This window comes from Streptomyces sp. NPDC052687 (assembly GCF_040678395.1).
Taxonomy (GTDB): Bacteria; Actinomycetota; Actinomycetes; order Streptomycetales; family Streptomycetaceae; genus Streptomyces.
The window spans coordinates 98,246-118,175 of sequence record NZ_JBFATR010000003.1 but is presented as its reverse complement, the minus strand read 5'-3'; the positions used below and the strand labels follow the sequence as shown (position 1 = coordinate 118,175).

Below are 19,930 nucleotides of genomic sequence, written 5' to 3'. Positions count from 1 at the left end.
GTCGCAAGGGCACGGAAGGGGGTCCAGACGGCGGCCGTCGCACGCGGTGAGCGGGTGGAGACTCCTTCACCGCTCAGGCACCCGACGCTACGCCCGGTGAGCGGGGACCGCCACGCGAGCTGCGCTAGCCTGACGCGTGCATGCCAACGCCAGGTCGCTTTCTCACGACGCTGTCTCTTCACACGGGGGTCTCCACATGAAGCTTCGCCATGTCCGCGCGGTCGCCGTCCTCGTCGGCGTGGTCGTCGCGCTGACCGGCGCCCGCCACTCCGGCGGCGGCGGCTGCGACAGCTCCGGCTCCTCGGGTTCCTCCGGCTCGTCCGGCTCGTCGGGCGGCAGCGGCCACTACGACGATGACGACTCCGGGTCCGGCTACGACTCGGGCCATGACTCCGGCTACGACACGGGCGCCACCTCCGGCGGCGAGACGAGCGGCAGTGGCGGCGACGCCTCCGCGGACGCCTCCCGGGACGTGCGGATCGACAGCTGCGTCTACGACGCCGGCCGCGGCATCGTCGCCCGGGTCAGCGCCGCCAACCCCAGCTCGACGCTCACCTACACCTACGAGTTCAGCGTCACCGTCAAGGACCCCGCGGGCACGGTGCTGCGCACCAGCGACACGACCATCCCGTACGTCGCCCCCGGCGACACCGAGACCCTCGACGTGGCCGCCTCCTACGTCCCGGCGGACGGCGGCGACGGCAGCGGCGGCCGCTGCGAGCTGGACGACGTGACGCGTACGGCGGTGTGACCCGCGGGCGCGCACGCGCCCCGGACACACGTCGGCCGCGACGGCTCCCCCTCCGCGCCGCCGCGGCCGATCCCCCCGTGTGTCAGCCTCAGACCGGCTCGTCCGTGGCGTGGATGTTGCCGTTGGTGGTGTCGCCCGCGCCGTCCTCGGCGAGGCCCTTGAGCGGCTCGCTCGTGGCGTGGATGTTCTTCACGGTGACGGGCTCACCGGTGGCGTGGATGTTGCCGTTGGTGGTGTCGGCGGTGGGCTCGCCGGTCGCGTGGATGTTCTCGGTGCTGTTCTCGCTCATGTGACTGGCTCCCCTGCGGTGTTCTGCGTTCGTGGGACGGGGGCCGCCCGGCAATCCCCCCGCGGACTGCCGGGCCGGCCCCCGTCGGGCCGGTACACCCTAGAGGTCCGGCCCCGCGGCCGTTGTGTTCGCCTCCCCCCGGCGACGGCTCGACACGATCGAGAGTGCCGGACGGCGATAAACGAACGATGAACGCCGCCGCGGGTACGCCGTTCCGGCCGCGGCTCAGGCGACGGCCGCCGGGGTCAGCAGGTCCCTGACCTCGTCCGCCTCCGGCGCGCCCAGGGTCTCGAAGATGTGCAGCGCCTCCCGCCAGCAGACCTGGCCCCGGTCCCGCTGCCCGACCGCGTTCAGGGCCCGGCCGAGCACGACGAGGACGTTGCCGCGCCGCCATTCGCCTCCGATGCCCCGCAGGACGGTCAGCGCCATCTCGGCGTTCGCCGCGGCCTGCGCGGCGCGTCCGCCCGCGAGGTCGACCTCGGCGAGACGGAACAGCGACATGCCCTCCCACAGCCGCTGACGGCTGTCCCGGAACACGGACAGGGCTTCCGTCAGCCGTGCCGTGGCCTCCGGCAGCCGGCCGCTCTGGGTGAGGGCGAGACCGAGGGCGTAGCGGCCGTTGGCCCCCTTGAGGGCGTGGCCCATCGCGTCGTACATCCGCGTGCCCCGCTCGGCCAGGGACACGGCGCTGCCGGTGCGTCCGGTGGCCAGGTGGATACGGGAGAGGTTGCACAGGGCGCTGGCTTCGCCCGGGCGGTCCTGGCAGGCGCGGAAGCCCTCGATCGCACGGGTGAGATGGGCCTCGCCGTCCTCGTACCGGTTCTGGTAGAGCGCGATCACCCCCCGGGTGTTGGCCGCCCAGCAGCCGGTCAGCGGGTCGTCCCCGGCGCTCAGCCCGGCGGCCGCCTCGGCGGCCTGGTCGGCTATGTCGAAGCGGCCGGTGATGTGGTGGACGTAGGCCAGCATGATCAGGGCCCGCGCCTGGGCGTGCGGGTCGCCGGCCCGCTGCGCCGCGTCGCGCAGGGCGGAGGCGACGCCCTCGTACTCCCTGGCGTTGGAGCCGGACTCCGCGAGGTCGACCGACGCCCACAGCGCGTCGACCGCGCGCCGCAGGAACGCGGGGCGGGTGGACTGGCGTACGCAGGCGAGCAGGGACACCGCCTCCGCGTACAGCCAGTCCTGGGCCTCGTGCCGGTGCGCGAAGGTCAGCCCCGGATAGTCGGTGGCCTCCAGGTGATCCACCAGCCGGTCCCCCGGCCGTTCGATCGCGTACACGCCCGCCGCCGTCGCCAGGTAGAAGTCCAGCAGCCGTGACATGGCCGCCTCCCGCTCGCTCGGGGGCTCCTCGTCGCGTTCGGCGCAGGCGCGGGCGTAGAGGCGGACGAGGTCGTGGAAGCGGTAGCGGCCGGGGGCGGCGGACTCCAGCAGGGAGGTGTCGACGAGGGACTCCAGCAGGTCCTCCGTCTCCTCCACCGGGAGGTCCAGCACCGCCGCGGCCGCCGGCAGGGAGATGTCCGGCCCGTCGGCGAGGCCGAGCAGGCGGAAGGCGCGGGCCTGGGCGGGCTCCAGCTGGCCGTAGCCGAGTTCGAAGGTGGCCTTCACGGCGAGGTCGCCGGCCTGGAGTTCGTCGAGGCGGCGGCGCTCGTCGGCGAGCTTCGCCGCGAGCACGGACACCGTCCAGGTGCGGCGGGCGGCCAGGCGGGAGGCGGCGATGCGGATGGCCAGGGGCAGGAAGCCGCAGGCGGCGACGACGTCCAGGGCGGCCTCGCGCTCGGAGCCGACCCGCTCCTCGCCGACGATCCTCGTGAACAGGGCCAGGGCCTCGTCGGGGGACATGACGTCCAGGTCGACCAGGTGGGCGCCCGCGAGGTCCACCATCCGCACCCGCGACGTGACCAGCGCCGCGCACCCGGAGGTGCCCGGCAGCAGGGGCCGTACCTGTGCCGCGTCCTTGGCGTTGTCCAGGAGCACGAGGACCCGGCGGCCGTCGAGGACCGACCGGTACAGCGCCGCCCGCTCCTCCAGGGAGTCCGGGATCGCCGAGTCGGCCGTGCCGAGGGCGCGCAGGAAGGAGCCGAGGACCGTCTCGGGTTCGGCCGCGCGCTGGCCGGCGCCCTGCAGGTCGACGTACAACTGGCCGTCGGGGAAGGCGGAGCGGGCCTGGTGGGCGACGTGGACGGCGAGGGTCGTCTTGCCGACGCCGCCGATGCCCGCGAGCGCCGACACGGCCATCACCCCGGTCTCCGAGGAGGCCAGCACCTCGCTCAGTTCGGCGACGAAGGCGGCGCGTCCGGTGAAGTCGGGGACCGTCGCCGGGAGTTGCGCCGGGCGGACGGGGACGACCGCCTGCTCGGCGACCGGGGCGGACGGTTCCGCGAGGCCGGGGTCCGCGCGGAGGATGCGCTGCTGGAGTTCGCGCAGGCCGGGGCGGGGGTCCACGCCCAGTTCGTCGGCGAGCAGCCGTCTGGTGTCCGCGTAGACGGCCAGCGCCTCCGCCTGGCGTCCGCTCCGGTAGAGCGCGAGCATCAGCAGCTCCCGCAGGCGTTCCCGCAGCGGGTGCGCGGCGGTCAGGGCGGTGAGCTCCGACACCGCCTCCGCGTGGCAGCCCTGCTCCAGGTCCATGTCGAGGCGGGACTCGAGGAGCCGCAGCCGCCACTCCTCCAGGCGCACCCGCTGGGCCTCCGCGTACGGCCCCGGCACTCCGGCCAGCGTCTCGCCGTCCCACAGGGCGAGCGCGCGGTTCAGCGTCGCGCGGGCGTGGCACAGGTCTCCGGACGCCTTGGCCTTCTCCGCCTCGGCCGCCAGTTCCTGGGCCGTGGCGAGGTCCAGCGCGCCCTCGCCGAGGCCGCGGACGGCGTACCCGCCGGACTCGCTGACGAGCACGCCGGCGCCGAGCGCCTTGCGCAGCCGGGAGGCGTAGGTGCGGACCGCCGCGAGGGCCTGCGAGGGCGGTTCCTCGCCCCACAGCGCGTCGATCAGCTCGGCGGCCGTCGCGGTACGGCCCTCGCGCAGCAACAGGGCGGCCAGCAGGGCGCGTTGCTGGGGTGAGCCGGTGTTCAGCGGTTCGTCGCCGCGCCAGGCGCGCACCGGCCCGAGCACGCCGAAGCGCAGCGCCGCCGGTTCCACCGGGTCCGGGCGCCTTTGCGCCGGCACTCGCGGTACCCCGTCCATCCGCCGTCCCCCTAGGCCCTGTCCATCCTGAGCAACCCTGTCAGTTTGCCTTGTTCATGGCGGATGCGTCAGCCGGGCGAGAGGCCGATCACAGCGCGTTCACGGCGGCGCGGGGCCGCTGTCAGGGCGGTTGGGCGACCGTGCGGCGGTCCGGCGGCGGCGGGTTCACTCATCCCTCACCTGTCCTTCGCGTCACCGCCCCAGTGAGGGCCCGTCAGGTCGGTGCGTATCGTCAGCAGGGCGCGGCCGCGTGGGCCGGCGCGGACGGCTTCGGCGACGGCGACAGTGACAGCGAATCCACAGTGACAGCGACAACAGCGACGACGACAAGGGCAGGGCTCACGGCAGTGAACTCGACGACGCGTGACGGGTCGTTCTCCCGCGGCAGGGCGGCGGGCGTGGCCGCCGCCCTGCTGCTCCTGTCCGCCTGCGGCGGGAGCGGTGACGAGCCCACCGACCACCCCACGGACGACCCCACGGTCACGGCGTCCGTGGGCGAGCGGTTCGCCCTCACCGTGGAGCAGAACCCCTCGACCCGCTCGCACTGGTACCTGGCCGCCCCGAAGCCGGACGGCTCGGTCGTCCGCCTGCGGGGCCGGGAGAGCGAGACGACGCGGGACGCCGGCGGCGAGGTGGCTCCGGGCGCGAGCAGCCGCCTCACCTTCACCTTCGAGGCGACCGGCGAGGGCAGCACCGAGATCGTGCTCCTGCACTGCACGTTCTCCAGCACCTGCGACACGGATGACGGCGGCCCCGCCCCCGCCCCCGCCCCGACCGCGGGCGGCTCCGAGCCGACCGAGCCGGAGCGGGTCACCTACCGGGTCACGGTGAGCTGAGCCCCGCCCACTCCGCGCGCCACCGCGCCACCGCGAGACTCTCGATGCCGACCAGTCGGTATGGACAGGCGGGCGCTCTCCCGGTAGAGATGGGTCATGCGTATCGCCGTGACCATCTTCCTCACCGACGAGACCATCACCCCGACCCGGCTCGCGCGTGAGCTGGAGCAGCGCGGCTTCGCCGGGCTGTATCTCCCCGAGCACACCCACATCCCCGTCGAGCGGACGACTCCGTACCCGGCGGGCGGCGAACTGCCGCGCGAGTACGGCCGTACCCTCGACCCGTTCGTCGCGCTCGGCCAGGCCGCCGCCGTCACCGAACGCCTCGGCCTGGGCACCGGCATCACGCTCGTCGCCCAGCACGACCCGATCGACCTGGCCAAGCAGATCGCCACCGTCGACCATCTCTCCGGTGGCCGGTTCACCCTCGGTCTCGGCTTCGGCTGGAACGTGGAGGAGGCCGCCGACCACGGCGTCGAGTGGCGCACCCGCCGCAAGCTGGTGCGGGACCGGATGGCGCTGATGCGGGCCCTGTGGTCCGAGGAACCCACGGCGTACGAGGGGGAGTTCGGGTCCGTGCGGGCCAGCCACGCCCACCCCAAGCCGGTGCAGAAGCCGCGCGGCCCGGTCGTCGGCCCGCGCACCCTCATCGGCGGCGCCGCCGGGCCGAAACTGTTCGCTCACATCTGCGAGTACGCCGACGGGTGGCTCCCCATCGGCGGCGGCAGCCTGTCCACCTCCCTGCCGGCGCTGCGCGCCGCCTGGGCCGACGCCGGCCGCGACCCCGCCGCCCTCCAGGTCGTGCCGTACGCCGTCCGTCCCACCCCGGGCAAGCTCGCGCACTTCGCGGAACTCGGCATCGAGGAGGCGGTGGTGCAGCTGCCTCCGGCGGGCGAGGCGGAGGTGCTGCGCGCGCTGGACGCGTACGGCGAGTACGTGTGAGCGGAGGCCGCCACGGCGGGCCCGGCCCGGCTCCCTGGCCCGCGAGCCCACCGGGACGCCCGCGCGGGCACGGCAGCCCCACCGGGCCCGCGCGCGGGGGCACCGCAGTCCCACAGGCCCGCCCGCGCGGGGCACCGCGCACCCCCGGCCCGCCCGCGCGGGCACCACAGCCCCACCAGCCCACCCGCGCGGGCACCACAGCCCCACCAGCTCACCCGCGCGGGCACCGCGCACCCCCGGTACGCCCCCCAACCCCCGTCCGACCGGCGGAGCCTTAGGCTCGAAGGATGACGACTTCCGCGTCCCCCGGAACCGGCCCCACCGAGAACTCCCTGCGCCGCGCCCTCAAACGCGCACGGGACGGCGTCGCCCTGGACGTCTCCGAGGCGGCGGTTCTGCTCCAGGCCCGCGGCGAACACCTCCAGGACCTGGCCGCCTCGGCCGCCCGCGTGCGCGACGCGGGCCTGGAGGCGGCGGGCCGCCCCGGCGTCATCACCTACTCCAAGAGCGTCTTCATCCCGCTGACCCGGCTGTGCCGGGACAAGTGCCACTACTGCACGTTCGCCACCGTCCCCGGCAAGCTGCGCCGCGCCGGGCACGGGATGTTCATGTCCCCCGACGAGGTCCTGGACATCGCCCGCAAGGGCGCCGCCCTCGGCTGCAAGGAAGCCCTGATCACGCTCGGCGACAAGCCGGAGGACCGCTGGCCCGAGGCCCGCGAGTGGCTGGACGCGCACGGCTACGACGACACGATCGCCTACGTCCGGGCCGTCTCCATCCGCATCCTGGAGGAGACCGGGCTGCTGCCCCATCTCAACCCGGGCGTGATGACCTGGACGGACTTCCAGCGGCTGAAGCCCGTGGCGCCCTCCATGGGCATGATGCTGGAGACCACCGCGACCCGCCTGTGGTCGGAGCCGGGCGGCCCGCACTACGGCTCCCCCGACAAGGAGCCCGCCGTCCGCCTGCGGGTGCTGGAGGACGCGGGCCGTTCCTCGGTGCCGTTCACGAGCGGTCTGCTGATCGGCATCGGCGAGACGTACGAGGAGCGCGCGGAGTCGCTGTTCGCGCTGCGGAAGGTGGCGCGCGCCTACCACGGCATCCAGGAACTGATCATCCAGAACTTCCGCGCCAAGCCGGACACCGCGATGCGCGGCATGCCCGACGCGGAACTCGACGACCTGGTCGCCACGGTCGCGGTCGCCCGCCACATCATGGGCCCGGGCGCCTGCCTCCAGGCCCCGCCGAACCTGGTCGACGGCGAGTACGAGCGGCTGATCGGCGCGGGCATCGACGACTGGGGCGGGGTCTCCCCGCTCACCATCGACCACGTCAACCCCGAGCGCCCCTGGCCGCAGATCGAGCGGCTGGCGGAGCACTCCCGCGCCGCCGGCTTCGAGCTGCGCGAACGCCTGTGCGTGTACCCGGAGTTCGTCCGGCGCGGCGAGCCCTGGCTGGACCCGCGCCTGCTGCCGCACGTCCGCGCGCTCGCCGACCCCGAGACGGGCCTGGCCCGGCCGGACGCGCTGCCCGAGGGGCTGCCCTGGCAGGAACCGGAGGAGGTCTTCACCGCGTCGGGCCGCACCGACCTGCACCACTCGATCGACACCGAGGGCCGTACGTCGGACCGCCGCGACGACTTCGACGTGGTCTACGGCGACTGGGAGGCCCTGCGGGAGGCGGCGGCGCCCGGGATGGCTCCCGAGCGCATCGACACCGACGTACGCCAGGCGCTGCGCGTCGCCGCCGACGACCCGACGAAGCTGACCGACGCGGAGGCGCTGGCCCTGCTGCACGCGGACGGTGCGGCGCTGGACGCGCTGTGCCGGGTCGCGGACGACGTGCGCAAGTCGGCGGTCGGGGACGACGTGACGTACATCGTCACGCGGAACATCAACTTCACCAACGTCTGCTACACGGGCTGCCGTTTCTGCGCGTTCGCCCAGCGCAGGACGGACGCCGACGCCTACACCCTCTCTCTGGACCAGGTCGCGGACCGTGCCCAGCAGGCGTGGGAGGTGGGCGCGGTGGAGGTCTGCATGCAGGGCGGCATCCACCCGGACCTGCCGGGCACGGCGTACTTCGACATCGCGCGGGCGGTGAAGTCCCGCGTCCCCGGCATGCATGTGCACGCGTTCTCGCCGATGGAGGTGGTGAACGGTGCGACCCGCACCGGCATGTCCGTACGGGAGTGGCTGAGCGCGGCCAAGGAGGCGGGCCTGGACTCCATTCCGGGCACGGCGGCGGAGATCCTGGACGACGAGGTCCGCTGGGTCCTGACCAAGGGCAAGCTGCCGACGGCGACGTGGATCGAGGTCGTGACGACGGCCCACGAGCTGGGCATCCGCTCCTCCTCGACGATGATGTACGGCCACGTCGACCAGCCCCGCCACTGGCTGGGCCACTTCCGCACGCTGGCCTCGATCCAGCAACGCACCGGCGGCTTCACGGAGTTCGTGACGCTTCCCTTCATCCACACCAACGCCCCCGTCTACCTGGCGGGCATCGCCCGGCCCGGCCCGACGATGCGCGACAACCGCGCGGTGACCGCGATGGCCAGGCTGCTGCTGCACCCCTGGATCCCCAACATCCAGACCAGCTGGGTGAAGCTGGGCACCGAGGGCGCGGCGGAGATGCTGCGCTCGGGCGCGAACGACCTGGGCGGCACGCTGATGGAGGAGACGATCTCCCGTATGGCGGGCTCCTCCTACGGCTCGTACAAGTCGGTCAGGGAGCTGGTCGCGGTCGCGGAGGCGGCGGGCCGCCCGGCCAGGCCGCGCACCACGCTGTACGGCGAGGTCCCGGAGGAACGGCGCCGCGCGGCGGAGGCCTCCGACGGTCACCTGCCGGAGCTGCTGCCGGTCCTGGACTGATCCAGCGGGCACGGGCGGCCCGCCTCCCCCGCAGTAGGATGATCCGACCCTCGGTGTCGCCCGGCACCGGGGCCGGATCGTTGAGGAGATGCGTGCCCGTGCCTGCCCGACGGCTTCCCTCGTGGGCCTGGGTGACCGGCCTGACCACCGGGGCGATAGCGGCGGTCGCCGTCCTGGCGGTCCAGGCCACCCACGGCACCCGTCCGGTCGCGACGGCGGCGTCCCCGTCGCCGTCCGCGTCGGCGGAGACGGCCGCCAAACCCCGCCCCACCGCGAAGCCCCCGACCGCGGTCCCCTCCGACTCCGGCACCGGCCGCCGTATCGTCTACTCCCTGTCCCGGGACCGCGTCTGGCTCATCGACGCGAGCGACAGCGCCCGCCGCACGTTCCCGGTCTGGCCGGGCACGATCGACCCCGACCCGGGCACCTACACGGTCGGCACCCGCTCCGAACCCGTCACCACGGGCTCCGACGGCGTCCGCATCCAGCACATCGTCTACTTCGCCGCCAAGTCGGGCGTGAACATCGCCTTCTCCCACGCCCTGGACGGCTCCTCCCCGCCCCCCGCCCCCTCCGGCACCCAGACCGGCGGCATCCGCACGAACAAGCCGGACGGCACGGCCCTGTGGACGTTCGCGACGACGGGGACGCCGGTACGGGTGGTGAAGTAGCCCGGCATGACCTCCTCCTCCGCCAGGGCCCGCCTCACGGCGGGCAGCGTCGCGGCTTCCGCGGTCCTGCTTGTCTCCTGTACCGCCGGCAGCGGCGACACCGCTGACGCGTCACCCTCGCCGAGCCCGACCGCGACATCGTCGGCCGGCTCCCCCGGCACCTCGGAGCGCAAGCTCACCGAGCGGGTCGAGGCGGCTCTGGCGGGATTCCGCGACGGCACCCTGGTGGAATCCGGCGTGGAACGCGTGAGCGAGGGCATCCACACCGAGCCCACACTGACCAAGGGCGCCACGTACCGGCTCGACCTCGCCTGCGCCGGCACGGGCAGCGCCCGGCTGCGGCTCACCCCGGCGAGCGCGGGCCGGCAGGCCACCGTGCCCTGTGACGGCACCGTCGTCCAGCAGCGCATCGCCGGGGACGGAGCGATCCGCATCGATGTCGACGGCAGTACGGGAGCCACCGGCATGATCGCCTGGCAGATCGACAGAGCCTGACCCGATCAGACCGATCGGCACAGCCCTACCCGATCAGGCCGAGTCGCCCTCCCGTACCCGATGCGGCCCCGCCGGCTCCGGCTGCCGTGGCCGCATCGGGTCAGTGCGCGTCACCAAGGCCCCCGTGATCGTCTTCATCGCCGGCCGAGGACACCGCGCACTCAGGGATGCATCCGCGCCCCCTTGAGCACCTTGTCCACCGCGTTGCGCGGGCCGTACACGGCGAGGCCCACCAGGTCCAGCTGGTCCTTCGGGACGGCCCGCACGGCGGCGCGGTTGTCGCGGTCGTTGCCGGTGGTGAAGAGGTCGGAGGTGAAGACGGCGCGGGGCAGCGCGCGGGAGAGGGCCCGGCCGTGGGCGGCGGTCAGGACTTCCTTCGACCCCTCCAGCACCAGCACGGGCTGGCGGAACATCGGCAGGTAGGGGGTGCCGTCGGCGTCGGCGTACGGCTCGCCGATCACCTCGGGGATCTCCGTGCCGAGCCCGCTGACCAGGAACGCGGTCACGTTGAGCCGCTGCCAGGGGGCGAGGTCGTCGCGCAGCAGGACGGCGATCTTGGTGTCGAAGCGTACGGGCGTGCTCTCGGTGGTCTCGGTGCTCATGCCCCGAGCCTGCCGGTCCGGCCGCGCGGCGGTCTTGTACGTTCCTTGCATGGTCGGTCGGCCGGAGATCAGCGCGTGGCGCCCGCGCGTGCCGGGTGTCGTGGAGGTCTTCCACGCCCGCTTCACCGAGCACGCCTACCCCATGCACGTCCACGACGTGTGGACGCTGCTGATCGTCGACGACGGCGCGGTGCGCTACGACCTGGGCCGCCGGGAGCACGGCACCCCGCACGACACGGTCTCCCTGCTGCCGCCCCAGGTCCCGCACAACGGCGAGCCCGCCACCGCGCACGGCTTCCGCAAGCGGGTGCTCTACCTGGACCTGTCCCAGCTGGACGAGACGTTCATCGGCCCGGCGGCGGACGCCCCGGACATGGCCGATCCGCTGCTGCGCCGGCGGGTCGGCCAGCTGCACGCGGCGCTCGCGCGGCCGGGCGAGGAGCTGGAGGCGGAGAGCCGGCTGACGCTGATCACCGAGCGCCTGCGCGGCACCCTCCGCCCGCGCCTGGCGGCGGACGCCCCGCCGCCGGTGCGGGGCGTGGCCCACGACCTTCGCGACCTGCTGGACGACCGCCTGCGCACCGGGGTGACCCTGAACGAGGCGGCGCAGCTGGTCCACGCCCATCCCGCGCACCTGGTCCGCTCCTTCAGCGCGGCGTACGGCATCGCACCGCACCAGTACCTGACGGCCCGGCGGGTGGACCGCGCCCGGCGCCTGCTGCTGGACGGGCGCCGCCCCGCGGAGGTGGCGGCCGAGGTGGGCTTCCACGACCAGGCCCACCTCACCCGCCACTTCAAGCGTCTGGTGGGCACGACACCGGGCCGCTACGCGTCCCGCTCGGCGCCCGGCAGGTGATTGACGACGAGGACCACGCCGCTGAGCAGGAAGATGCGGGTGGCGGCGTCGAGTCCGTTCCAGTCCCCGGACTGCCACATGGCGAACCACTCGCCGCCGATGCCGATGAACCCGGCGCCGAACAGCAGCATGACCATCAGCAGCCCGTAGGTGGACAGGCGCCTGCCCTGGATCCGCTGCCCGCGGGCCCAGAACCAGGTCCCGGCGATCAGCACCAGCGCGGACAGCGTCTCCCAGATGATGATCGCGACGTACGCCGCGTTCTGCAGCCCTTCGCTGGTGATGGCCCGCCACATCAGGTCCTCGTCCTTGAACGTCGTGTCCATGGCGAGCACATGCTGGACGAACGCCTGGTTCGTCCCGAAGTCCGTGATGTTCCCGAAGGCGACCAGCGTCATGTACAGCGCGACGGTCCCGGTGAGCAGCGTGGCGGCGAGCGAGAGGGGGCCGCGTGAGTTTGTGGTGGACATGGCGTCATCTTGCCCGGCGGGCCGGCGTGGTCCGCAGGGATTGAGTCAAACGCCGGCCCCGCGCCGGGCGGGGCGGTGGCCGCAGCGGCGCGGTGGCACGGTGGGGCGGTGGGGCGGTGGCGCGGCCGGCGGTCAGGCCCTCGGATACCTGGCCAGCCACGCGGGCGAGGCGGCCGCCGGGCTGTGCAGCGCGGGCCCCTGGGTCATCTCCATCGCGAAGTCGTCGGCGAGTTCGAGGATCGTGGGCCGGCCCTCCAGCTCGGCGAGCCAGGCCGGAGGGAGGGCGGTCTCGCCGTGGAGGGCGCCGAGGAGACCGCCCGCGAGGGCGGTGATGGCGGCGGAGGGGCCGCCGTGGTTGGCGGCGAGGCGGAGTCCGTGACGCACGTCCTCTCCCACCAGGGAGCAGTAGACGGCGGCCGACACCACTCCGTCGGCGCCGCCGTCCCCGGCCAGCTCCTCCACCCTGCCGGGGGTCGGCATCCCCTGCCGTACGGCCCCCAGCGCCCGCTGCAACGCGTCCGACACCGGCTCGTGCCCCGGCCGCGCCGCCAGCATCGCCAGCGCCCGCTGCACCGCACCGTCCGGACTCTCGCCGCGGGCCAGCGCGTGCACGACGACGGCGTACGCGCCCGCGGCCAGGCAGGCGGTCGGATGCCCGTGGCTCTGCACCGCGCACTCCACCGCCAGCTGGATCACCAGCTGCGGCTCCCAGCCGACGAGCAGCCCGAAGGGCGCGGACCGGGCCGCCGCCTCCGGTCCGGTCTCACCGGGGTTCTTGGGCGCGTCCAGGGTGCCCATCTTCTCGTCGCCGAAGCCGATCAGCAGCGAGCGGGCCGGCCCCCGCCGGGCGTACAGCCACTCCTCGCGGGCCAGCCACCCGTCGTCCTCGCGCCGCTCGTCCGGCCCCCAGTCCCGCTGCGTGGCCGCCCAGCGCAGATACGCCCGGTGCAGGTCCGTCGGCGGATGCCAGGCGCCGGTGTCGCGGCGGACCTGGGCGCGTATCAGCCCGTCCACGCTGAAGAGGGTGAGCTGGGTGAGGTGCGTGACGGCACCGCGCCGCCCGTACGCGGGCACGAGGTCCACGACGCCCTGCGGCCCGTACGCCGCCCGGATCTCCTCGAGCGCCATCCCGTCGACCGGCGCCCCCAGCGCGTCCCCGACGGCCACGCCCAGCAGTGTGCCCCGCACCCGGCTCCGGAAGTCCTGCTGCTCGGCCCGCCCCCAGACAGGCCCGGCTGTCGCACCCACGTAGACCTCCCGGAGAACCGTCCGCCGTCCGCTCGTACGACGCCAGCACTGTAATCGAACGGGAACGGTCGGTTCAGGGCCCGATCCGGCGGCTTTCGTCATACGCGGCGCGGTGCGATCTCGGCCCATACGGTCTTGGCGCTCGGCGGTGCCTCCACCACGCCCCAGCGGGCCGCGTACGCCGCCACGATACGCAGCCCTCTGCCGGTCTCCGGGACGTCACCCACCGGGTCCGGGACGCGCGGGATCCGGTCACCCCGGGCGTCGGTCAACTCGATACGCAGGGTGCCGTCGGGGCGGAGACGCAGACGCAGGCGGAAGTCCCGCCCCGGGACGCGGCCATGGAGTACGGCGTTGGAGGCCAGCTCGGCCACCACCTGCGCGGCGTCCTCGTACGGCTCGCCCCAGTCGTCGAGTTGGCGTTCCGTGAGAAGTCGGGCGAGACGGGCGCCCCTCCTGGTGGCCGAGAGCTGCACGGCGAATTCGTGGTTCACGTCACCCAGCGTGGCCACACGCCCCTACGCTGAACAGTGACCAGGTCGGCACAGACAGTGACTGTACGAGCGCCCGGGGGCGCCGTACGGCTGGTACGTCAGGAGGGGAAGGCGTGGAGGACGAGGAGGCCGAGGCCGTACTCAGGATGGTCGGCCGGCAGATCAAGGCGTGGCGGGAACAGGCGGGCCTGAAGCAGGCGGAGTTGGCTGCGGCGATCGGGTACGGCGAGGAGATGGTCTCCTCGGTGGAGCGCGCGCGGCGGATCCCGCGGCCCGAGTTCCTGGACAAGGCGGACGAGGTGCTGGGGGCGGGCGGAAAGCTGGCCGCGTTCAAGGAGGACGTGGAGCGGGCTCGGTACCCGAAGAAGGTCCGGGACTTGGCGAAGTTGGAGGGGGAGGCGGTGGAGTTGGGGGCGTACGCCAACCACCACATCCACGGTCTGCTCCAGACGCAGGAGTACGCCCAGGCGCTGTACGCGATGAGGCGCCCCGCGTACACGGAGGACGAGATCGAGCGCAATGTGGCCGCCCGCATGGCCCGCAAGTCCGTCTTCGAGAGCGTGCCCCGGCCGCTCCTCACCTTTGTCCAGGAAGAGGTGACGCTACGGCGGCCCGTCGGGGGCAGAATGGTCCTGCGGCGGCAGCTCGAACACCTGTTGGACATGAGCGAGTTGCGGCACGTGGAGATCCAGGTCATGCCCACGGATCGAGAGGACCACGCGGGGATGATGGGCCCGTTCCGAGTGCTGAAGCTCCGGGACGGGAAGACCGTCGGCCACTCGGCAGGCCAACTGTTTGAGCGGGTGATCAGTGATCCCCGAGAGGTCCAACTGCTCGATATGCGCTATGGAATGATCCGGGCGCAGGCCCTCTCACCTCGGGAGTCGCGGGCCTTCATCAAGGAGCTGTTGGGAGAGATGACATGACGTCCGCGTTGGAGTGGTTCAAGAGCAGCTACAGCGGCAACGACGACTCCGACTGCGTCGAGGTCGCCATAGCCCCCGCCCGCACCTCCGTTCACGTACGCGACTCCAAGGACACCTCCGGCCCCCAGCTCGCCCTCACCCCGGAGGCCTGGGGCGCCTTCCTGTCCGGCGTCCGCGAGTGACCACCCGCCGTAAGTCCACCGACCCCCCTCATCCGTGATCGATCCGCAACCAATTCCGGTCTTGACCGAGACCCATCAACCGGACATGTGATTACGCTCCCCCACATGCCCGACCCCACCGCCCCCGCGCACAACGCCTCCGCGCACGACGCCTCGGCAGACGACGCCGCCACGCCCGAGGCCCCGCCCGCCCCCGACCGCCGCCCGGTGTACGTCATCGGCGGCGGCCCCGGGGGCCTCGCCGCCGCGTACGCGCTGCGCGCGCGGGGCATCGAGGCCGTGGTCCTGGAGAAGGCCGACCACGTCGGCGCCTCCTGGCGGCGCCACTACGACCGGCTCCGGCTGCACACCACCCGTCGGCTGTCCAGCCTGCCGGGCCTGCCGATGCCGCGCCGCTTCGGCCGCTGGGTCTCCCGCGACAACGTGGTGCGGTACCTGGAGAAGTACGCCGAACACCACCGGCTGGACGTCGTCACCGGCGTCGAGGTGTCCCGCGTCGAGCGCTCCCCGGACGGCACCGGCTGGCTGCTGCACGCCTCCGGCGGACGGCAGCTGACCGGCGCCGCGGTCGTCGTCGCCACCGGCCACAACCACACTCCGCGCGTCCCGGACTGGCCGGGTCTCGCCGGTTACACGGGCGACTTCCGCCACGCCCGCGACTACCGCGACCCCGCGCCCTACGCCGGCCGTGACGTCCTCGTCGTCGGCGTCGGCAACACCGGCGCCGAGATCGCCGTCGACCTGGTGGAGGGCGGGGCCGCGCGGGTACGGCTGGCCGTGCGCACCGCCCCGCACATCGTGCGCCGCTCCACCGCCGGCTGGGCCGCCCAGTACAACGGCATCCTCATCCGCCGCCTCCCGGTCCGCCTGGTCGACGCGCTGGCCCGCCCGCTGGCCCGGCTCAGCGTGCCCGACCTGTCGGCGTACGGCCTGCCCCGCCCGGCCACCGGCCTGTACAGCCGGGCCCGCGCGGGCGCGATCCCGGTGCAGGACGTCGGGCTGATCGACGCGGTCCGCCGGGGCCGGGTCGAGATCGTCGCCGCGGTGGAGTCCTTCGACGGCGACGAGGTCGTCCTCGCCGACGGCGACCGCATCGGGCCGGACGCGGTGATCGCGGCCACCGGGTACGTGCGCGCGCTGGAGGGTCTGGTCGGGCATCTCGGGGTGCTCGACGCGCGCGGCAGACCGGTCGTCCACGGCGCGCGGACGCCGCGCCAGGCGCCGGGGCTGTTCTTCACCGGGTTCACCAATCCCCTCAGCGGCATGCTGCGGGAGCTGGCGATCGACGCGGAGAGGATCGCGAAGGCGGTCGCCCGGGGCTTCGGTGAGCGGGCGGCACGCCTGCCCCGGTGACCGTCCCGGCCCCGGGCCCCTCCACGCTCCACGGCGCCCTGCGCTCCGAGCCCGTGCCGCGCCCAGCGCGGCGGGCCCGCCCGCCGCGGCCGGGTCAGTCCCGTTCGAGGACGCGCAGCGCCGGGGCGTCCGGGTCACCGGCCGTCGCGAACAGCTCCGGCTCCCGCGCCGTACCGCCGGCCGACCAGAACAGTTCCTCGCCGCAGCCGTCGCCGAGGGCGACGGACACGCCGTCCCGGCCGTCCCGGTGACCGGCCCGCCAGGTGCCGGTGCGGGTGCCCTCGCACGTGGCGAAGTCCCAGCCGTCCGGGGCCGTCACCGGCGCGTCCGTCGCCTCGGCCCGCCCGCCGGGCAGCAGCCGCAGCACCGCCCCGTCCGCGCCGCGCCACACCCCGGTCAGCCGGGCGGCGGACAGCCTCGGCGGCTCGTACTCCCGCACCAGCCCGGTGGCCGTGGCCAGCAGCCCGCCCAGCAGCGTCAGCACGCACAGCCCCACGCAGGTCAGGGCGGAGGCGAGTCCCAGGCCCAGGCACCCCCACGACCGCCCGGTGCGCTCCGCCCGCCGCCGGACGAACCCGCACCACAGCACGGGCCAGACCCCGGACGCCGCGAGGACCGGCGCCGTCGTGACGAACGGCCGGCCGAGCAGGAGCGCGGCCGGCGCCGCCCACAGCGCGGCCACGACCGTCGTGCCCAGCAGCCGCCACACCCACCGCGGCCGGCCGGGGAAGCGGCGCGCGAGGGGCAGGGCGAGCGTCCAGCCGGGCACGAGATGGACGAGCGCGTGGACCAGGCCGAGCACCGGCAGCAGCAGCGGGAGGAAGAGGCACAGGCAGGCGAAGCCGAGCGCGCCCCCGTAGCCGCTTCCGTAGTCGTCCTCGGCGAAGCTGCCGATCCACCACACCAGGAACGCCACCGGAAGCTGCGCCGCACACGCGTAGGCCGCGGCCTCCAGGTCCCGGCGTATGTCTCCCCACCCCATACGCCGGAGCGTACGCCCCGCGTTTCTCACGCCCCCGAGGCGTATCCCCGTACAACCCCACAGGTCTCCCGGGTGTCCAGTACATGACCGGACGGCCAACCGCCCGGTCCCGTCCTTCCTGCCCCACCAAGGAGACCCCGTGCGTCAGCACACCCGCCGCGCCGCGGCCGTCGCGACCGCCGTCGCGCTCGCCGCCGCCGTGCCCGCAGTCCTCGCCCCCTCGGCTCACGCGGCCGAGGCCGCGCCCGACCTGTCGGTCTCGACCCTGTCGAGCCTGCCCTTCGAGCCCGGCGACGTGTACGAGGACACGGTCACCCTCACCAACCACGGCACGGCTCCCGCGGACGGTGTCTCGTTCCAGGTCCGGCTGACCCGCGGCCTGGACTTCCCGGAGCCCGTCAAGGGCTGCACGTACACCACGGACGAGCAGTCGGTGCGCACGGCGCTGTGCGAGCTGGACACGGTCATCCAGCCCGGCGCGACCTTCACCACCCCCGTCCGCTTCAAGGCGCTGCCGCACGCGCTGATGGAGGCCGTCGAGTACGGCACCTCCCGCACCGGCGAGGCCCCGAGCGGCGGGTTCGACCAGGCCTACCAGCGCCTGGCGATGACCGCCGGCAGCTCGGCCGACGTCGTCGCGGTCGGCGACCGGGCCGAGGCCGCCCCCGGCGAGACGGTCACCGTGCGGGCCACCCTGCGCAACGACGGCCCCGGCTGGGTCCAGGACCAGGTGAGCGACAACCTGCCCGGCCTCGTGGTGCGCGTCCCGGCGGGCACGGTCGCCGTCGAGGTCCCCGCCGACTGCTCGACGTTCGGCGTCGACGGCCCGAGCGGCCCCGCCAAGCCCGGCAAGTCCGCGTACGTGTGCCGGCCGGCGGACGCCTCCCTCGACGTCGACGAGACGCACACCTGGGCCTTCTCGCTGAAGGTGAAGGAGGGCGCGAAGGACACCAAGGGCGAGGTGCGGGCCAGTTCGGTCTACGACATCACGCCCGAGTACGACAAGAAGCTCGCCAACAACACCGCCTACCTGCGCGTCGACGTGACCGGCGACGACGACTCCGGCACCTCGGGCGGCTCGGGCTCCGCCGGCGGCTCCGCGGGCGCTTCCGGCGGCGGCTCCACGAACGGGTCCACCAGCGGCTCCACGGGCGGCAACGACCCGGACGGCCAGTCCACCGGCGGCACGGGCACGGCGGGCTCGACCGGCACCACGGGCTCGGCGGGAACCGGCGGCTCCGCCACCGGAACGTCCGGCACGACCGGCGGCAGCACGGGCGGCAACCTGGCGGCCACCGGCTCCGACGGCACCCCGCTGCTCGCGGGCGCCGCGGCCGCCGCGGCGGCGGCCGGCGGACTGCTGGTCCTGGCCGTACGCCGCCGCCGGGCGGGCGCGCAGTCCTCCTGACACCCGCCGGTTCGCGCGCCTGACGGTCCGGGGCACCCGCGCTCAGGCCGCCGCGAGCGACGCGGCGGCCGGGGCCGGGCGGCGCCGGATCACCAGCGCCATCAGCGCCGCCGCCGCGCACAGCGCCCCGGAGGCGTACCAGACGACGTCGTAGCTGCCGAACACGTCGCGGGCGACGCCGCCGAGGAAGGCGACCAGGGCGGCACCGACCTGGTGCGAGGCCAGCACCCAGCCAAAGACGATCGCGCTGTCGTCGCCGTAGTGCTCGCGGCACAGGGCGACGGTGGGCGGGACGGTGGCGACCCAGTCCAGGCCGTAGAAGACGATGAAGAAGATCATCGGCGGGTGCACGGACGGCGCCAGCAGCATCGGCAGGAACAGCAGGGAGACCCCGCGCAAGGCGTAGTAGACCGCGAGCAGCCGGCGCGCGTCGAAGCGGTCGGTGAACCAGCCCGAGGCGATCGTCCCGACGACGTCGAAGACGCCGATGACCGCGAGCAGCGAGGCGGCGGCGGTGACGGGCATGCCGTGGTCGTGGGCGGCGGGCACGAAGTGGGTCTGGACCAGGCCGTTGGTGGAGGCCCCGCAGATCGCGAAGGTGCCGGCCAGCAGCCAGAACGGTCCGGTCCTGGCCGCCCGGAACAGGACGGTGACCGCGCGCCGCGCGGCGTCCGGCACCGGCGCGGGCTTCGGCACGAACTCCTTCGCGCCGTACGGCTTGAGGCCCACGTCGGCCGGGTGGTCGCGCAGCAGCAGCCAGACGAACGGGACGACGACGAGGGCGGCGAGGGCGACGGTCACGGCGGCCGGGCGCCACTGGTGCCGCTCGACGATCCAGGACAGCAGCGGCAGGAAGATCAGCTGTCCGGAGGCGGACGCGGCGGTGAGGATGCCCGTCACCAGGCCGCGCCGCTCGGTGAACCAGCGGTTGGTGACCGTCGCCGCGAACGCCAGCGCCATCGAGCCGCTGCCCAGGCCGACCAGCAGACCCCAGCACAGCAGCAGCTGCCAGGCCGCCGTCATCCACACGGTGAGCCCCGCGCCCAGCGCGATCACCACGAGCGCGCACGCGACGACCCGCCGGATGCCGAAGCGGTCCATCAGCGCCGCCGCGAACGGCGCGGTGAGGCCGTAGAGGGCGAGGTTGACGGAGACGGCCGCGCCTATGGTGCCGCGCGACCAGCCGTACTCCTGGTGCAGCGGGTCGATGAGCAGACCCGGCAGCGAGCGGAAGGCGGCGGCGCCGATGATCGTCACGAAGGTGACGGCGGCGACGAACCAGGCGCGGTGGATCCGGCGGCGGGTACGGGCGGGACGCGGTCCCTTCCGGGCGTGGGCGACGACGGTCGCATCGGTTGTCTGGGTCACGTCATAGAGCTTC

At 74.1% G+C, this 19,930-nt stretch carries 19 protein-coding genes; 11 read left to right on the top strand and 8 right to left on the bottom strand.

Translation table 11 applies throughout. The features are described from left to right. The first annotated feature begins 196 nt into the window (after window positions 1–196). Window positions 197–751, top strand: coding sequence for a hypothetical protein (locus AB0K92_RS05320; RefSeq protein ID WP_365919595.1), 555 nt, complete (start codon window positions 197–199; stop codon window positions 749–751). 88 nt (window positions 752–839) lie between these two features. On the opposite strand, the gene AB0K92_RS05315 is transcribed toward AB0K92_RS05320, so the two are convergent. Next, on the bottom strand, window positions 840–1,040 hold the full coding sequence (locus AB0K92_RS05315; RefSeq protein ID WP_165994888.1) for a hypothetical protein: 201 nt from the start codon (window positions 1,038–1,040) through the stop codon (window positions 840–842). 225 nt (window positions 1,041–1,265) lie between these two features. Beyond that, window positions 1,266–4,211, bottom strand: a complete 2,946-nt coding sequence (locus tag AB0K92_RS05310) for a BTAD domain-containing putative transcriptional regulator (protein ID WP_365919593.1) — start codon at window positions 4,209–4,211, stop codon at window positions 1,266–1,268. Between the two features lie 347 nt (window positions 4,212–4,558). Here AB0K92_RS05310 and AB0K92_RS05305 point away from each other — a divergent pair, with 347 nt between their 5' ends. The 5 genes from AB0K92_RS05305 (at window position 4,559) to AB0K92_RS05285 (ending at window position 10,028) form a co-directional block, all read left to right on the top strand. Further along, window positions 4,559–5,047 carry a protease inhibitor I42 family protein gene (locus AB0K92_RS05305; RefSeq protein ID WP_365919591.1) on the top strand — a complete coding sequence of 163 codons (489 nt, stop codon included), beginning with the start codon at window positions 4,559–4,561 and terminating at the stop codon, window positions 5,045–5,047. A 96-nt stretch (window positions 5,048–5,143) separates the two neighbouring features. Continuing rightward, on the top strand, window positions 5,144–5,989 hold the full coding sequence (locus tag AB0K92_RS05300; RefSeq protein WP_365919589.1) for an LLM class F420-dependent oxidoreductase: 846 nt from the start codon (window positions 5,144–5,146) through the stop codon (window positions 5,987–5,989). 287 nt (window positions 5,990–6,276) lie between these two features. Further along, window positions 6,277–8,862, top strand: a complete 2,586-nt coding sequence (locus tag AB0K92_RS05295) for a bifunctional FO biosynthesis protein CofGH (protein ID WP_365919587.1) — start codon at window positions 6,277–6,279, stop codon at window positions 8,860–8,862. Between the two features lie 98 nt (window positions 8,863–8,960). After that, window positions 8,961–9,533 (top strand): hypothetical protein, encoded by a 573-nt coding sequence (locus AB0K92_RS05290; RefSeq protein WP_365919585.1) that lies wholly within the window; start codon window positions 8,961–8,963, stop codon window positions 9,531–9,533. A 6-nt stretch (window positions 9,534–9,539) separates the two neighbouring features. Then, window positions 9,540–10,028, top strand: a complete 489-nt coding sequence (locus tag AB0K92_RS05285) for a hypothetical protein (RefSeq protein ID WP_365919583.1) — start codon at window positions 9,540–9,542, stop codon at window positions 10,026–10,028. Between the two features lie 161 nt (window positions 10,029–10,189). On the opposite strand, the gene AB0K92_RS05280 is transcribed toward AB0K92_RS05285, so the two are convergent. Further along, entirely contained in the window at window positions 10,190–10,630 is a 441-nt protein-coding gene (locus tag AB0K92_RS05280; RefSeq protein ID WP_365919581.1) for a DUF2000 domain-containing protein, read from the bottom strand. A 49-nt stretch (window positions 10,631–10,679) separates the two neighbouring features. Between AB0K92_RS05280 and AB0K92_RS05275 the strand changes: the two genes are divergently transcribed. Beyond that, complete coding sequence (locus AB0K92_RS05275) at window positions 10,680–11,486, top strand: AraC family transcriptional regulator (RefSeq protein ID WP_365919579.1); 807 nt, start codon at window positions 10,680–10,682, stop codon at window positions 11,484–11,486. Here the strand turns inward: AB0K92_RS05275 and AB0K92_RS05270 are convergent. The 3 genes from AB0K92_RS05270 to AB0K92_RS05260 form a co-directional block, all read right to left on the bottom strand. After that, a complete protein-coding gene (locus AB0K92_RS05270) occupies window positions 11,456–11,956 on the bottom strand; it encodes a DUF2165 domain-containing protein (RefSeq protein ID WP_365919577.1) in 501 nt (166 codons plus the stop codon). The genes AB0K92_RS05275 and AB0K92_RS05270 overlap by 31 nt on opposite strands. 132 nt (window positions 11,957–12,088) lie before the next feature. Beyond that, entirely contained in the window at window positions 12,089–13,204 is a 1,116-nt protein-coding gene (locus AB0K92_RS05265) for an ADP-ribosylglycohydrolase family protein (protein WP_365919575.1), read from the bottom strand. Between the two features lie 98 nt (window positions 13,205–13,302). Beyond that, window positions 13,303–13,698 (bottom strand): ATP-binding protein, encoded by a 396-nt coding sequence (locus AB0K92_RS05260; RefSeq protein ID WP_365919573.1) that lies wholly within the window; start codon window positions 13,696–13,698, stop codon window positions 13,303–13,305. 113 nt (window positions 13,699–13,811) lie between these two features. On the opposite strand from AB0K92_RS05260, the gene AB0K92_RS05255 reads away from it, so the two are divergent. The 3 genes from AB0K92_RS05255 to AB0K92_RS05245 all read left to right on the top strand — a co-directional run bounded on the left by AB0K92_RS05255 (window position 13,812) and on the right by AB0K92_RS05245 (window position 16,159). Further along, window positions 13,812–14,624: a helix-turn-helix transcriptional regulator gene (locus AB0K92_RS05255; RefSeq protein WP_365919571.1), complete on the top strand. Its 813-nt coding sequence runs from the start codon at window positions 13,812–13,814 to the stop codon at window positions 14,622–14,624. Continuing rightward, window positions 14,621–14,806 (top strand): DUF397 domain-containing protein, encoded by a 186-nt coding sequence (locus tag AB0K92_RS05250; protein WP_365919569.1) that lies wholly within the window; start codon window positions 14,621–14,623, stop codon window positions 14,804–14,806. Before AB0K92_RS05255 ends, AB0K92_RS05250 begins: the two co-directional genes overlap by 4 nt. Before the next feature lie 105 nt (window positions 14,807–14,911). Beyond that, window positions 14,912–16,159, top strand: a complete 1,248-nt coding sequence (locus AB0K92_RS05245; RefSeq protein ID WP_365919567.1) for an NAD(P)/FAD-dependent oxidoreductase — start codon at window positions 14,912–14,914, stop codon at window positions 16,157–16,159. Between the two features lie 94 nt (window positions 16,160–16,253). Here the strand turns inward: AB0K92_RS05245 and AB0K92_RS05240 are convergent, their stop codons facing one another. Then, a complete protein-coding gene (locus tag AB0K92_RS05240) occupies window positions 16,254–17,141 on the bottom strand; it encodes a hypothetical protein (protein ID WP_365919565.1) in 888 nt (295 codons plus the stop codon). Window positions 17,142–17,280: 139 nt separating this feature from the next. On the opposite strand from AB0K92_RS05240, the gene AB0K92_RS05235 reads away from it, so the two are divergent. Beyond that, window positions 17,281–18,549, top strand: a complete 1,269-nt coding sequence (locus AB0K92_RS05235) for an LPXTG cell wall anchor domain-containing protein (RefSeq protein ID WP_365919563.1) — start codon at window positions 17,281–17,283, stop codon at window positions 18,547–18,549. Between the two features lie 42 nt (window positions 18,550–18,591). Here the strand turns inward: AB0K92_RS05235 and AB0K92_RS05230 are convergent, their stop codons facing one another. Continuing rightward, entirely contained in the window at window positions 18,592–19,917 is a 1,326-nt protein-coding gene (locus AB0K92_RS05230) for an MFS transporter (RefSeq protein WP_365919561.1), read from the bottom strand. Between the last annotated feature and the right edge of the window lie 13 nt (window positions 19,918–19,930).